This is a genomic window from Streptomyces sp. NPDC051555 (genome assembly GCF_044454405.1).
Lineage (GTDB): Bacteria > Actinomycetota > Actinomycetes > Streptomycetales > Streptomycetaceae > Streptomyces.
Genome location: NZ_JBITDP010000019.1, coordinates 1 through 13,841, shown reverse-complemented (window position 1 = coordinate 13,841; position 13,841 = coordinate 1). Strand labels below are relative to the sequence as shown.

10 protein-coding genes are annotated in these 13,841 nt (G+C 72.9%); 8 read left to right on the top strand and 2 right to left on the bottom strand.

The window, feature by feature from the left end; genetic code table 11:
- Positions 1 to 400 precede the first annotated feature (400 nt).
- The 5 genes from ACIBEA_RS31205 to ACIBEA_RS31185 all read left to right on the top strand — a co-directional run bounded on the left by ACIBEA_RS31205 (position 401) and on the right by ACIBEA_RS31185 (position 5,946).
- Complete coding sequence (locus tag ACIBEA_RS31205; protein WP_399266547.1) at positions 401 to 1,216, top strand: response regulator transcription factor; 816 nt, start codon at positions 401 to 403, stop codon at positions 1,214 to 1,216.
- A 24-nt stretch (positions 1,217 to 1,240) separates the two neighbouring features.
- The gene (locus tag ACIBEA_RS31200) at positions 1,241 to 2,263 is read left to right on the top strand and encodes a LacI family DNA-binding transcriptional regulator (RefSeq protein ID WP_399266546.1); all 1,023 of its coding nucleotides are present in this window, start codon (positions 1,241 to 1,243) and stop codon (positions 2,261 to 2,263) included.
- 138 nt (positions 2,264 to 2,401) lie between these two features.
- Entirely contained in the window at positions 2,402 to 3,628 is a 1,227-nt protein-coding gene (locus ACIBEA_RS31195) for a S1C family serine protease (protein ID WP_399266545.1), read from the top strand.
- Between the two features lie 72 nt (positions 3,629 to 3,700).
- Entirely contained in the window at positions 3,701 to 4,444 is a 744-nt protein-coding gene (locus tag ACIBEA_RS31190) for a response regulator transcription factor (protein WP_399266544.1), read from the top strand.
- A complete protein-coding gene (locus tag ACIBEA_RS31185) occupies positions 4,441 to 5,946 on the top strand; it encodes a sensor histidine kinase (RefSeq protein WP_399266543.1) in 1,506 nt (501 codons plus the stop codon). The genes ACIBEA_RS31190 and ACIBEA_RS31185 overlap by 4 nt, the downstream gene beginning before the upstream one ends.
- Here ACIBEA_RS31185 and ACIBEA_RS31180 read toward each other — a convergent pair.
- Positions 5,920 to 6,840, bottom strand: a complete 921-nt coding sequence (locus ACIBEA_RS31180; protein ID WP_399266542.1) for a phosphatidylinositol-specific phospholipase C — start codon at positions 6,838 to 6,840, stop codon at positions 5,920 to 5,922. The two genes, ACIBEA_RS31185 and ACIBEA_RS31180, sit on opposite strands and share 27 nt — an antisense overlap.
- Before the next feature lie 160 nt (positions 6,841 to 7,000).
- Entirely contained in the window at positions 7,001 to 8,818 is a 1,818-nt protein-coding gene (locus ACIBEA_RS31175; RefSeq protein WP_399266541.1) for a bifunctional metallophosphatase/5'-nucleotidase, read from the bottom strand.
- 238 nt (positions 8,819 to 9,056) lie between these two features.
- Here ACIBEA_RS31175 and mshD point away from each other — a divergent pair, with 238 nt between their 5' ends.
- The 3 genes from mshD (at position 9,057) to ACIBEA_RS31160 (ending at position 13,457) form a co-directional block, all read left to right on the top strand.
- On the top strand, positions 9,057 to 9,986 hold the full coding sequence (gene mshD, locus ACIBEA_RS31170) for a mycothiol synthase (RefSeq protein WP_399266540.1): 930 nt from the start codon (positions 9,057 to 9,059) through the stop codon (positions 9,984 to 9,986).
- Positions 9,987 to 10,273: 287 nt separating this feature from the next.
- Positions 10,274 to 12,505, top strand: coding sequence for an RNA degradosome polyphosphate kinase (locus ACIBEA_RS31165; protein ID WP_399266539.1), 2,232 nt, complete (start codon positions 10,274 to 10,276; stop codon positions 12,503 to 12,505).
- A complete protein-coding gene (locus ACIBEA_RS31160) occupies positions 12,486 to 13,457 on the top strand; it encodes a CHAD domain-containing protein (RefSeq protein WP_399266538.1) in 972 nt (323 codons plus the stop codon). Before ACIBEA_RS31165 ends, ACIBEA_RS31160 begins: the two co-directional genes overlap by 20 nt.
- Positions 13,458 to 13,841 lie beyond the last annotated feature (384 nt).

Genomic DNA, 13,841 nt, shown 5'->3' with positions numbered 1-13,841 from the left:
GACCCCGGCGTGCCTCCGCGCGCCCCGGATGCGCCCGGGTGGCCCGACGGGGGTCCACCGATCCGGTGAAACCGGGCGCAACCTGCGCCGGAAGGTGGCAGGGACCACAGAATCCGGGTCCGTCGAAGCCTCGGCCCGCACGGCGCCGGTGGGCTATTCTGGCTTCGCAGAGGATCCGGGCAACGTAGCCCCCGGGTCCTTTTGTGCTTTCAGCACGTTGAACAGAGCGAGAACAGTGGCGGCCACGGGTCCTCAGGGCGCGGGGGGACGGGGCCGCCGGGACAGTCGTACGAAGCAGTGCCGCATGTCCTCGACGGGACCGAGGAGGAACCGACGTGATGGCCGAGCGAACCGTGCACCACCGGCGAAACCGCCAGACCCTGCCGCGGGGGTGGCGACGATGAGTTCACTGCTGTTGCTGACCAACGCCCTGCAGCCGTCCACCGAGGTGCTGCCCGCCCTCGGGCTGCTCCTGCACAGCGTCCGGGTGGCCCCGGCGGAGGGCCCCGCCCTCGTGGACACCCCGGGAGCCGACGTCATCCTCGTCGACGGCCGCCGCGACCTGCCCCAGGTGCGCTCCCTGTGCCAGCTGCTGCGCTCCACCGGACCGGGCTGTCCGCTGATCCTCGTCGTCACCGAGGGCGGCCTCGCCGCCGTCACCGCCGACTGGGGCATCGACGACGTCCTCCTCGACACCGCGGGACCGGCCGAGGTCGAGGCCCGGCTGCGACTGGCCACCGGCCGCCAGCAGCTCGGCTCCGACGATTCCCCGATGGAGATCCGCAACGGCGACCTCTCGGTCGACGAGGCGACGTACTCCGCCAAGCTCAAGGGCCGGGTCCTCGACCTGACCTTCAAGGAGTTCGAGCTGCTCAAGTACCTCGCGCAGCACCCGGGCCGGGTCTTCACCCGCGCCCAGCTGCTGCAGGAGGTCTGGGGCTACGACTACTTCGGCGGCACCCGGACGGTCGACGTCCACGTCCGGCGCCTGCGGGCCAAGCTCGGCCCCGAGCACGAGTCGCTCATCGGCACCGTCCGCAACGTCGGCTACCGCTTCGTGACCCCCGAGAAGGTCGAACGGGCGGCCGAGGAGGCCCGGCAGAAGGCGGTCACCCAGGCCGCCGCCGGCGTGGTCGCCGAGGCCGACCGGGCCGTCACCCGGATGGCCGATACCGGCCCCCACACCCGCTCGCCCGGCCGCCCTGCCCACAGCTAGGTCACCCCGCGTAGACTCCACCGCGTGGCCAAGGTGACGCGGGACGATGTGGCACGACTTGCGGGAACGTCTACCGCGGTCGTGAGCTACGTCATCAACAACGGACCCCGGCCGGTCGCCCCGGCCACGCGCGAGCGTGTCCTCGCCGCGATCAAGGAGCTGGGCTACCGCCCGGACCGGGTCGCACAGGCGATGGCCTCGCGGCGCACCGACCTCATAGGCATGATCGTCCCGGACGCCCGGCAGCCGTTCTTCGCGGAGATGGCGCACGCGGTCGAGCAGGCCGCCGCCGAGCGCGGAAAGATGGTCCTGGTCGGCAACTCCGACTACCGGGACGAGCGCGAGGTGCACTACCTGCGCGCGTTCCTGGGCATGCGGGTGTCCGGGCTGATCCTGGTCAGCCAGGGCATGAGCGAGCGCGCCGCCTCCGAGATCGAGGCCTGGGACGCGCGGGTCGTGCTGCTGCACGAGCGCCCCGAGGCGATCGACGACGTCGCCGTCGTCACCGACGACATCGGCGGCGCCCAGCTCGCCACCCGCCACCTGCTGGAGCACGGCCACGAGTACGTCGCCTGCATCGGCGGCGTCGAGAACACCCCGTCCGTCGGCGACCCGGTCGCCGACCACGTCGAGGGCTGGCGGCGCGCCATGCAGGAAGCGGGCCGCTCGGTCGAGGGCAGGCTCTTCGAGGCCCCGTACAACCGCTACGACGCCTACCGGGTCGCCCTGGAGGTCCTCGCCGGACCCCAGCGCCCCCCGGCGATCTTCTGCGCCACCGACGACCAGGCCATCGGGGTGCTGCGGGCCGCCCGCGAGCTGCGCATCGACGTGCCCGGCGAGCTGGCCGTCGCCGGCTTCGACGACGTGAAGGAAGCCGGGCTGACGGACCCGCCGCTGACCACCGTCGCCTCGGACCGCCCGGCGATGGCCCGCGCCGCGGTCGACCTCGTCCTGGACGAAGGGCTGCGCGTCGCGGGCTCGCGGCGCGAGCGGCTCAAGCAGTTCCCCTCGGCCCTGGTGATCCGCCGCTCCTGCGGCTGCCGCTGATCCACCCGCCCGGGGCCTCGTCCCGGGCTCCCGACGCGGGCCCCACATCGGGGGCCTTATATCGGGCATACGCGGTTCTGTCGGGCTTCTCAGCGGGGACTCAGGAAGCTCTCATGATCCCGGCCCAGAGTCGTACCCATGACCGACAGCTTCCGCCGCGAAGGCGACCCGCAGGAGAACCGCCCCCACCAGGACGCGCCCTTCGGCGGGGCCTGGCAGCAGGGGCACGACCGATCGGCGCACGACGCCCGGGGCGGCGGCGCCTACCCCCCGCCGCCGCTCCACCCCCCGACCGCCCCGACCGCCCACGCGGCCCCGGCCCCCGGCTGGTTCGAGGCGCACCAGCACCAGCCCCAGCCCCCGGTGGCCGACGGCTTCCACGGCGCGCCGGCCCCGGCCGGCGGACACGCCCGCCCCCGGCGCCCCTTCGCCCTGCTCACCGCGGTCGCCCTCGCGGCGGCGATCATCGGCGGCGGCACCTCCGCCGGGATCCAGCAGTACCTCAGCCACCGCACCGGCGGCGACGGCGCGGTGAACGGCTCCAACGTCTCGCAGTCCAACGTCGGCACCGTCTCCGGCGTCGCCGAACAGGTCAGCCCCTCCGTCGTCCGCATCGACACGACGACCGCCGCGGGCCAGGGCACCGGCTCCGGCGTCGTCGTCACCGCCGACGGCGAGATCGTCACGAACAACCACGTCGTCAACGGGGCCACCGAGGTCCAGGTGACCATGAGCGACGGCAAGAAGTACAAGGCCAAGGTCGTCGGCACCGACCCCGACAAGGACCTCGCCCTGATCAAGCTGGAAGGTGCGAGCGGGCTCAAGCCGGCCAAGCTCGGCAACTCCGACAACGTCAAGGTCGGCGACCAGGTCGTCGCGATCGGCTCCCCGGACCGCCTCACCGGCACCGTCACCAGCGGCATCGTCTCGGCCCTGAACCGCGAGGTGAACGTGCCCAAGTCGGAGCAGCAGTCCCCGCAGCGCCAGCAGCAGGGCGGCAACGGCGGCAGCGGCGGCTGGCCGTTCTCCTACGACGGCCGCCAGTTCAACGGCCAGACCGGCCAGAACACCACCTCGTACAAGGCCATCCAGACGGACGCCTCGCTCAACCCCGGCAACTCCGGCGGCGCGCTCGTCAACATGAACGGCGAGATCGTCGGCATGCCCTCCGCGATCTACTCCCCCTCCAGCGACAGCTCCGGCGCGGGCAGCGTCGGCCTCGGCTTCGCCATCCCGGTCAACACCATCAAGGCCGACCTGGACTCCCTGCGCAAGGGCGGCCCCGGCGGCACGGGAAGCGGCAACAGCGGCAACGGCTCGGGCAGCGGCAACGACGTCGGAAACGGCTTCGGCACCTCCTACTGACCGCGGCCCGCGCCGGGCGCCGTGGCACGCTGGAGACGGCGTCAGACCGAACCGAGACTGGGGAACCCAACGATGAATCCCGCCGAAAGCGAAGCGCGCGTACTCGTCGTGGACGACGAACCGGCCGTCCGCGAGGCCCTGCGCCGCAGCCTCGCCTTCGAGGGATACGGCACCGAGACCGCCGTCGACGGCCTCGACGCCCTGGAGAAGGCCGCCGGGTACGCCCCGGACCTGATCGTCCTGGACATCCAGATGCCCCGGATGGACGGTCTGACGGCGGCCCGGCGGCTGCGCGCCGCCGGATCCGTCACCCCGATCCTGATGCTGACCGCCCGCGACACCGTCGGCGACCGGGTCACCGGCCTCGACGCGGGCGCCGACGACTACCTCGTCAAGCCCTTCGAGCTCGACGAGCTCTTCGCCCGGGTCCGCGCCCTGCTGCGCCGCAGCTCGTACGCGTCCCCCGCAGACCCCTCCGGGGCCGGCGAGGACGTACTGACCTTCGGCGACCTGCGCATGGACCTGGCCACCCGCGAGGTGACCCGGGCCGGGCGCGCCGTCGAGCTGACCCGGACCGAGTTCACCCTGCTGGAGATGTTCCTCGCGCACCCGCGCCAGGTCCTCACCCGCGAGCAGATCCTCAAGGCCGTCTGGGGCTTCGACTTCGAACCCAGCTCCAACTCCCTGGACGTGTACGTGATGTACCTGCGCCGCAAGACCGAAGCGGGCGGCGAGCCGCGCCTGGTGCACACCGTCCGCGGGGTCGGGTACGTACTGCGCGCCGCCGGCGCCGGTGACGGCGGCGGGCCCGAATGAGCCCGGCCGCCAGATTCCGCGGGCTGCCGCTGCGTTCGCGGTTGGCCCTGCTCGTCGCCATCGCCGTGGCCGTGGCCGTGGCGGCGGTCGCCGGCGTGTCCTGGGTGATGGTCCGCACCCAGCTGACCGACCAGCTCAACCGCTCGTTGATGTCCACGAACGTCACCGCGCAAGCGGGCCGCAGCCTGCGCGAGGGCTGCGTGACGCAGCCCTCGCGCCCCGAACAGGAGATCGCCGGGAACCTGAACGCGACCGTGCAGCTCATCGATGCCAACGGCGGCCACTGTTGGGTCAGCGGCCGGTCCACCCTGCCGGTGACCACGGTGGACCGGGAGGTCGCGGCGGGCCAACGGACCACCGCCCTGCACGACGTGACCACCACCGACGGCGTCGAGATGCGCGTCTACACGATCGGTGCGACCAGTCAGCCCAGCGGCCAGATCTTCGCGATCTCCATCGCCAAGCCGCTCTCCGACGTCGACAAGCCGCTCTCCACCCTGGCCTGGGTGCTGCTGCTGGTCTCCGGCGTCGGCGTGGTCGGCGCGGGCGCGGCCGGGCTGTGGGTGGCCCGTACCGGCCTGCGGCCCGTCGACGAACTCACCGGCGCCGTCGAGCACATCGCGCGCACCGAGGACCTCACCGTCCGCATCCCCGACAGCGGCGACGACGAGATCGCCCGGCTCTCCCGCTCCTTCAACTCGATGACCAGCGCCCTGGCCTCCTCCCGGGACCGCCAGGCCCAGCTGATCGCCGACGCGGGCCACGAGCTGCGCACGCCGCTCACCTCGCTCCGTACGAACATCGAGCTGCTCGCCCGCAGCGAGGAGACCGGCCGCCCCATCCCGCCGCAGGACCGCAAGGAGCTGCTCGCCTCGGTCAAGGCCCAGATGACCGAGCTGGCCTCCCTCATCGGCGACCTCCAGGAGCTCTCCCGGCCGGACGCCGCGACCCCCGGCCCGCTCCAGGTCGTCGCCCTGCACGAGATCGCGGGCAGCGCCCTGTCGCGCGCCCGGCTGCGCGGCCCCGAGCTGACCTTCGCCGCCGATCTGGAGCCCTGGTACGTCCGCGGCGAGGCGCCCGCCCTGGAGCGGGCCCTGGTCAACATCCTGGACAACGCGGTGAAGTTCAGCCCGTCCGGGGGCGCGGTCGAGGTCGCGCTGCGGTCGGGCGTCCTGACCGTGCGGGACCACGGGCCGGGCATCCCCGCCGAGGACCTCCCGCACGTCTTCGACCGGTTCTGGCGCTCCCCCTCCGCCCGCGCGCTGCCCGGCAGCGGGCTGGGCCTGTCCATCGTGGCGCGCACGGTCCAGCGCACGGGCGGCACCGCCGAGCTGCGGGCGGCGCCCGACGGCGGGCCGGGCGCCGAGGCGGTGCTGCGCTTCCCGGGCGCCCCGACCCCGCCGCCGCGGCTGCCCGCGGACGACGAGGACCCGTACGGGCCGTACCGCTCGGACGGCCCGTACCGCTCGGACGGATCAGGCGGGGTTGTGGCGGATCAGTGAGGCGACCAGGCCGGAGCGGGTGTTCGGGAAGTCCATCGGGACGATGCCCAGCCCGGTCCGGCCGGCCAGCTCCCCGCCGTCCACGAAGGAGTGCACCTGCGGGTTCAGCCGGTCGGAGTTCCAGCGCGGCGGCAGGGCCGCGGCGGTGCTCGTGTAGTTCATGAAGAACTTGCCGGGCTGCCCGACGGAGCGGCGGAACTGGGCCTCGATCTTGGTGCGCTTGCCGAAGGGCTCGGCCATGTAGTCGTCCTGGATGTCGAAGACCGAACCGTCGCCGTAGCGCAGGCCCGGCAGCCCGCCGTTGTCGGCGAGCAGGACCACCTTGCCGCGGGCCTGGCCGAGCGAGCCCGGCAGCGCGTCGGCGATCCGGAACAGCGGGCGCCAGCCGCGGTGGTCGAGGTAGTCGTCGAAGACGGCCCGGAAGGTCGCGTCGCTCTCCTCGGAGTACTCCTGCTTGACCCGCATCAGCACGGTCTCGCTCGGGTGCGCGGCCAGGAAGTTCCAGCAGGCCACCAGGACGTCGCCGAACATCAGGTTCTGGAAGTACGCGGCGTGGTGGATGGCGAAGGAGCCCCCGGTGACCCGGCACCGCACGTCGAGGAAGCGGATCCCGGAGTCGAGCTGCTCGGCTATCGAGGTGTTCTGGCAGGCCACGTACAGCCCGCCCTGGCGGGCACCGGAGTCGTGGGTGCCGGGGATCGTCATCCGCTGGAGCGGGGTGGAGTCGGGGACCCCGGCCATCCAGTCCTGCGTGCCGAGCGCCTTCGCCCCCGCCGGGACCGCCGAGGCGGCGAGTCCGGCCGCCGCCGCGCCCGCGACCACCGCCCCGGCCAGGAAGCCCCGCCGACCCATTCCCCGTACGTCGCCCGTGCCCCGTACATCGCCCATGCTCATGCCCGCCCCTTCGCCGACCCAGTGGTGGCCCGGATTATGGCCTGCGGAGCCACGCATTACTACCCACGGGTAGGCGCCAATGGCGGCCCGCGGGAGCTCCGCACACGCGGAAGGGGCGGCGGGCCAACGGCCCACCGCCCCTCACGAGTTGACCGCCCGACTACTGGACGACCGTGATCCGGTCGGCCACCGGCGGAGCCAGCGGAGCGTCCTGCGAGGAGTGCTTCGCCAGGTAGGTGTTGAAGCAGTCCAGGTCGGAGGCGCCCACGAGCTTGTTCTTGTGCTCCTTCAGGACGGTGAAGCCGTCACCGCCGCCCGCGAGGAACTCGTTCATCGCGACCCGGTAGGTCGCGGCCGGGTCGATGGCCACGCCGTTCAGCTTCACCGAGTCCACAACGATGCGGTCGGCGCCGGCCTTCGTCGTGTCGAGGGTGTAGGTCAGGCCCTTGGAGATCTGCAGGATCTTCGGGTTCGGCCCGTTCACCGGACCGCTGACCTGCTGCTGGAGCGCGGTGACGAGCTGCGCGCCGGTCAGGTCCACGACGTTCATCATGTTGGTGAACGGCTGCACCGTGTACGACTCGGCGTAGGTCACCACGCCGTCGCCCTCGGCGCCCGCGGCCTTGTAGGCCAGGTCGGCACGGATGCCGCCCGGGTTCATGATGGCCAGCTGCGCACCGCCCTTGTCGGCCGGCGCCAGCGCCTCAAGCTGCGCGTCGGCGATCACGTCACCGAGCGGCTTCTCGAACTTGTCCGAGCCGCGGCCCGGGATGTCCGCCGAGATGAAGCCCTGCGAACGGTTCGCGATGGGCGCCGCCAGGGCGTTCCAGCGCTGGATCAGCTCGGTCATGTCCGCGGCCTTGGGCTGGTCGCGGGAGACGACCTTGTTGACCGGCTTGGGCGCGCTGAGCGGCGTACGGACGATGTCCTTGGTCTGCCGGTCGTAGGTCAGCGTGGTGTCCGTGAACACCCGGCCGTAGGAGGCGGCCGAGGTGACCATGCGCGGGTTGCCCGCCGGGTCGGGGATGTTGCAGGCGTACGCCTGGTGCGTGTGGCCGGTCACCAGGGCGTCGACCTTCGGGTCCACGTTCTTGGCGATGTCCACGATCGCGCCGGAGATTCCGGCGCCCGCGCCCGGGGCGTTGCAGTCGTAGTTGTACGCCCCGCTGGCGGGCAGGCCGCCCTCGTGGATCAGCGCGACGATCGACTTGACGCCCTGCTTGTTCAGCTCGTCGGCGTACTTGTTGATCGTCTCGACCTCGTCACCGAACTTGAGGCCCTTGACCCCGTCGGCGGTCACGACGTCCGGCGTGCCCTCCAGGGTGACGCCGATGAAGCCGATCTTCACGTCCCCCTTCTTCCAGATGAAGGTGGGCGACATCAGCGGACGCTTGGTCTTCTCGTCCGTGACGTTCGCGGCGAGGTACTGGAACTCCGCGCCCGTGTAGCTGCCGCCCATCTCGGCGCAGCCGTCGACCGGGTGGCAGCCGCCGTACTGCATGCGGCGCAGCTCGGTCCTGCCCTCGTCGAACTCGTGGTTGCCCACGCTCGTCACGTTCAGGCCGAGCTTGTTCATCGCTTCGACGGTCGGCTCGTCGTGGAACAGGCCCGACACGAGCGGGCTCGCGCCGATGATGTCACCGGCTGCGGCGGTGACGGAGTACTCGTGCCCCTTGCGGGCCTCGCGCAGGCTGGTGGCGAGGTACTCGACACCGCCCGCCGGTATGGCCTTGGTGCTGCCGTCCGCCTGACGCTCGCTCACGGCGCCGGAGGAGCCCTGCGGGGGCTCCAGCGTGCCGTGGAAGTCGTTGAAGGACAGCATCTGCACGTCGACGGTGCGGCTCGGGCCGGCACCGCCGCCACTGGCGGCCCCGGCCGGGAGGGCGGCGGCGACCATGGCGCCCGCCCCTGCGGTGAGGGCGAGGGCGGCGGAAGTCAACCGGCGGGCTCGGCGGTGCCGTTGTGGCGTCGCTGACATGTAGTCCCCTTTTGGACAGCGATGTGAACTGGGAGGTGAGCCGCAGCCTATGGTCAACGCGCGTAGCACGACAGGGGGTAGCGGGTTGCGAGCCGGTTACGCGCCGGTATATCGCCTGTGGTGTCGCTCACCCGGAGCACCGGGCCGGCCCTGGCCCCCGCCCCGGCCCAGGCCCCGGAACCCGGCCGGGAGGGCACGTCAGGACCGGGTCGGGCGGTCGCGGTCGTAGTCTCGTCACATGACTGACGCAGCAGCGGCCCAGGAGCCGGGACGGCAGATTGAGACCCTCGACGAACTGACGGAGGAACAGGCCACCGCCGTCCTCGCGCTGATCGAGGACGCGGCCCGTACGGACGGCACCACCGCGGTGTCCGAGCAGGGGCGGCTCCAGCTGCGCGGCGGCCGCCGCGACGGGATCCGGCACCTGCTGCTCACCGCGGACGGACGGCTGACCGGATACGCACAACTGGAAGACACCGATCCGGTGGAGGCGCCCGCCGCCGAACTCGTCGTGCACCCCGCGCTGCGCGGCCGCGGCCACGGGCGGGCGCTCGGCCAGGCCCTGCTCGCCGCCTCCGGCAAGCGGATCCGGATGTGGGCCCACGGCGGCCGCTCCGCCGCCCGCCACCTCGCCCAGGTCCTCGGCCTGACCCTCTTCCGCGAGCTGCGCCAGCTGCGCCGCCCGCTCGGCCCGGACGCGGCCCCGCTGCCCGAGCCGACCCTGCCCGCGGGGGTGACCGTACGCACCTTCGTGCCCGGCGCCGACGACGCGGCCTGGCTCGCGGCGAACGCGGCGGCCTTCGCCCACCACCCCGAGCAGGGCTCCCTCGACCAGCGGGACCTCGACGACCGGATCGCGCAGCCCTGGTTCGACCCGAAGGGCTTCTTCCTCGCCGAGCGCGACGGAGCGCTCGTCGGGTTCCACTGGACCAAGGTCCACGCCGAGCAGCAGCTCGGCGAGGTCTACGTGGTCGGCGTGCTGCCCGGCGCCCAGGGCGGCGGCCTCGGCAAGGCGCTCACCGCCGTCGGACTGCGCCATCTGGCGGCATCCGGCCTCCCGACCGCCATGCTCTACGTGGACGCCGACAACCCGGCGGCACTCGCCGTCTACGAGGGCCTCGGCTTCGTGACCCACGAGGTGGACCTGATGTACCGCACCGAGAGCTGACCGCACCCTCCCGGCCGGAGAGCCGACCGCACCCTCCCGGCCCGGGACCGGGGCGCGCCCCGCGCGCGCCCCGGATCCCGCGTGCCCCCACCTACACCCACCCGCACCCGCGTGCACCCCTGTGGCCCCGTGTACCACCACTGACACGAGCCACACCCTGGAAGCCACACGCCATTAACCGGGCATTCAGACACGCTTGCGACTCTCCGCTCATGCAGCCTGGACTTCGACCACTCGCGGACGCTTCCGACGCGCCTGTCCTTCCGCGTGCGCGGAAGAATGGAGTCATGAGCCACAAGCCCGGCGTCAGCCCCACCGAGGTCCCCGTCCAGCACTCCCAGGCCGAGCGGCACGCGCGCCTGGGATCCATAGCCGCGCACCGCCCGCACGTGGACCTCGAACCGGACCTCGACGCGGATCTCGACGCCTACGAGCTCAAGGACGACGGCGAGCTGCCCGCCGGGCGCTTCCTCGACCGCGAGCGCAGCTGGCTCGCCTTCAACGAACGGGTGCTGGAGCTCGCCGAAGACCCGGCGACCCCGCTCCTGGAACGCGCCAACTTCCTCGCCATCTTCGCGAGCAACCTCGACGAGTTCTTCATGGTCCGGGTGGCCGGCCTCAAACGGCGCATCGCCACCGGCGTCGCCACCCGTTCGGCCTCCGGCCTCCAGCCCCGCGAGGTCCTCGACCTCATCTGGACCCGCTCGCGCGAGCTCATGGCCCGCCACGCCGCCTGCTACCAGCAGGACATCGCCCCCCAGCTGGCCGAAGAGGGCATCCACCTCATCCGCTGGAGCGACCTCACCGAGAAGGAGCAGGCGCGCCTCTTCACCCTGTTCCGCAACCAGATCTTCCCGGTGCTGACCCCGCTGGCCGTGGACCCCGCGCACCCCTTCCCGTACATCTCCGGGCTCTCGCTCAACCTCGCCGTGGTCGTCCGCAACCCCGTCAGCGGCCACCGCCACTTCGCCCGCGTCAAGGTGCCGCCGCTGCTGTCCCGCTTCCTGGAGGCCTCCCCGCAGCGCTACGTCCCGTTGGAGGACGTCATCGCCGCGCACCTGGAGGAGCTGTTCCCCGGCATGGAGGTGCTGGCCCAGCACATGTTCCGGGTGACCCGCAACGAGGACCTGGAGGTGGAGGAGGACGACGCCGAGAACCTGCTCCAGGCCCTGGAGAAGGAGCTCATGCGGCGCCGCTTCGGCCCGCCCGTGCGCCTGGAGGTCGAGGAGTCCATCGACGCGGGCGTACTGGACCTGCTCGTCCAGGAGCTGAAGATCTCCGCGGCCGAGGTGTACCCGCTGCCCGGCCCGCTCGACCTGACCGGGCTCTTCGGCGTGGCCTCGCTGGACCGGCCCGAGCTGAAGTACCCCAAGTTCATCGCCGGGACCCACCGCGACCTCGCCGAGGTCGAATCGGCCTCCGCCCCGGACATCTTCGCGGCCCTGCGCGAACGCGACGTGCTCCTGCACCACCCGTACGACTCCTTCTCCACCTCGGTGCAGGCCTTCCTGGAGCAGGCCGCCGCCGACCCGGACGTCCTCGCGATCAAGCAGACGCTCTACCGGACCTCCGGCGACTCGCCGATCGTCGACGCCCTCATAGACGCCGCCGAATCCGGCAAGCAGGTCCTCGTGCTCGTCGAGATCAAGGCCCGCTTCGACGAGCAGGCCAACATCAAGTGGGCGCGCAAGCTGGAGGAGTCCGGCTGCCACGTCGTCTACGGCCTGGTCGGCCTCAAGACGCACAGCAAGCTCTCGCTCGTGGTCCGCCAGGAGGGCGAGACCCTGCGCCGCTACGCGCACGTCGGCACCGGCAACTACCACCCCAAGACCGCCCGGCTCTACGAGGACCTCGGCCTGCTCACCGCCGACCCGCAGGTCGGCGCGGACCTCTCCGACCTCTTCAACCGGCTCTCCGGCTACTCGCGCCGCGAGACCTACCGCCGCCTGCTGACCGCGCCCAAGTCGCTGCGCGACGGCCTGGTCTCCCGGATCGACAAGGAGACCGCCCACCAGAAGGCGGGCCGCCCGGCGTACGTACGGCTCAAGCTCAACTCGATCGTCGACGAGGCCCTGATCGACTCGCTCTACCGGGCCTCGCAGGCGGGCGTACCGGTGGACATCTGGGTGCGCGGCATCTGCGCGGTGCGCCCCGGCGTCACCGGGCTCTCGGAGAACATCCGGGTCCGCTCGATCCTCGGCCGCTTCCTCGAACACTCCCGGGTCTTCGCCTTCGCCAACGGCGGCGAGCCCGAGGTGTGGATCGGCAGCGCCGACATGATGCACCGCAACCTCGACCGCCGCATCGAGGCCCTGGTCAGGGTCATCGACCCGGCCCACCGCGCGTCCCTGGACCGGCTGCTGGAGACGGGCATGTCCGATGCCACCTCCTCCTGGCACCTGGGCCCGGACGGGGAGTGGACCCGGCACAGCACGGATGCCGAGGGGCAGCCGCTGCGGCACGTACAGGAGATGCTCATAGACGCCCGGAGGCGCCGGCGTGGCTCAGCGAAACCATGACCTGACAGCGGGCGCGGAGACGGCGGGCGACGTGCTCGGCGCCTACCTGCGCTCCCAGGCCACCGCCTTCCTGCGCGGGCTGCGCCTGCACGAGGAGAGCGGCGCCGACGCGGACGGGGGGAGCGAGGCGGCACGCGGCCTGCGGGGTGCCGCACGGCGCATCGGGGGATCCCTGGCCACCTTCCGGACGGTCACCGAATCCGCCTGGGCGGACGGCCTGCGCACCGAGCTGGTGTGGCTGTCCTCGACCCTGGCCGACGAGCACGCCTACGGGGCCCGGCTGACCCGGCTGCGGGACGCGCTGCACCGGCTCTCGGGGGTGCCCGAGGTGCCCGCCCCGCGCGCCGCGGCCGGGGCGGGCGCCCTCACCGTGGGCTCGGCCCGCGCTGCCGCCCTGCTGGAACGCCAGCTGACCCTGGCCCGTACGAGGGCCCACTCGGCGACCCTTCAGGCCCTCGGGTCCTCCCGCTTCCACGCGGTGGCCGACGCCGTGGCCGTACTCGCCTCCGAGGTCCCGCTGAACGCGGTGGCCGCGCGGGGCCACGTGGCCGACGTCCTGGTCCCGCTGGCCTCACTGGCCGAGTCCCGGCTCACCGCGGCGGTGACCGCGCTCCCCCTGACCCGGGCCGCCCGGCCGTACAACGCCGACGCGCTCATCGACGACTCCCACCAGGACGCGCCCTGGCACGAGGTGCGCCGCCTGCTGCGCGTGCACCGCTACGCGCGGGAAGCGCTCGGCGAGGACGTCACCCGCCTGGCCGCGGCGTGCGAGGCCCTGGACCGCCACCGCGACGCGGCCGAGGCGGCGGCCGCCTCCGCCACGGCGGCCCGCACCCCCCGCATCGCCCCGGCCACGGCCTACGCCCTCGGCGTCCTGCACGCCGACCAACGCCACGAAGTGGAAGCCTCCCGCTTCACCTTCCACCACCTATGGCTCCCCACCCCGGTCTGACCCCCCGCCCCCGGCCCCACAGCCGGGGGCGCCCCTTTTCCCCCACCAAGTCCAGCCCCGCCACATCCAGCCCCGCCAAATCCAGCCCCGCCAAATCCAGCCCCGCCGGCGTTTGAGGCGCCCCCCGAGGGCCCACCGGCCCCCCCCCCCCCCCCCCCCCCCCCCCCCGCGCCCCCCCCCCCCCCCCCCCCCGCCCGGGGGGGGGGGGGCGGGCGGGGGGGGGGGGGGGGGGCGGCCCCCCCCCCCCGCGCGCGGGCGGCGGGCCCCGCGCCGTTTTTGTTCTTGCGGTGCCCCGCCCCCCGCTGCGCGTCCCCCCCCCCCGCGGGGCGCGCGGCCCCCCCCCCGATGCGGCAGTACGCGATGGTGTCCTTCGCCAGGTCGACC

What these genes read in the sequence shown, in the direction of transcription:
- ACIBEA_RS31205 (WP_399266547.1), top strand. Translation starts at nt 401, where the DNA reads ATGAGTTCACTGCTGTTGCTGACCAACGCCCTGCAGCCGTCCACCGAG.
- ACIBEA_RS31195 (WP_399266545.1), top strand. Translation starts at nt 2,402, where the DNA reads ATGACCGACAGCTTCCGCCGCGAAGGCGACCCGCAGGAGAACCGCCCC.
- ACIBEA_RS31190 (WP_399266544.1), top strand. Translation starts at nt 3,701, where the DNA reads ATGAATCCCGCCGAAAGCGAAGCGCGCGTACTCGTCGTGGACGACGAA.
- ACIBEA_RS31185 (WP_399266543.1), top strand. Translation starts at nt 4,441, where the DNA reads ATGAGCCCGGCCGCCAGATTCCGCGGGCTGCCGCTGCGTTCGCGGTTG.
- ACIBEA_RS31180 (WP_399266542.1), bottom strand. Translation starts at nt 6,840, where the DNA reads ATGAGCATGGGCGATGTACGGGGCACGGGCGACGTACGGGGAATGGGT.
- ACIBEA_RS31175 (WP_399266541.1), bottom strand. Translation starts at nt 8,818, where the DNA reads ATGTCAGCGACGCCACAACGGCACCGCCGAGCCCGCCGGTTGACTTCC.
- mshD (WP_399266540.1), top strand. Translation starts at nt 9,057, where the DNA reads ATGACTGACGCAGCAGCGGCCCAGGAGCCGGGACGGCAGATTGAGACC.
- ACIBEA_RS31165 (WP_399266539.1), top strand. Translation starts at nt 10,274, where the DNA reads ATGAGCCACAAGCCCGGCGTCAGCCCCACCGAGGTCCCCGTCCAGCAC.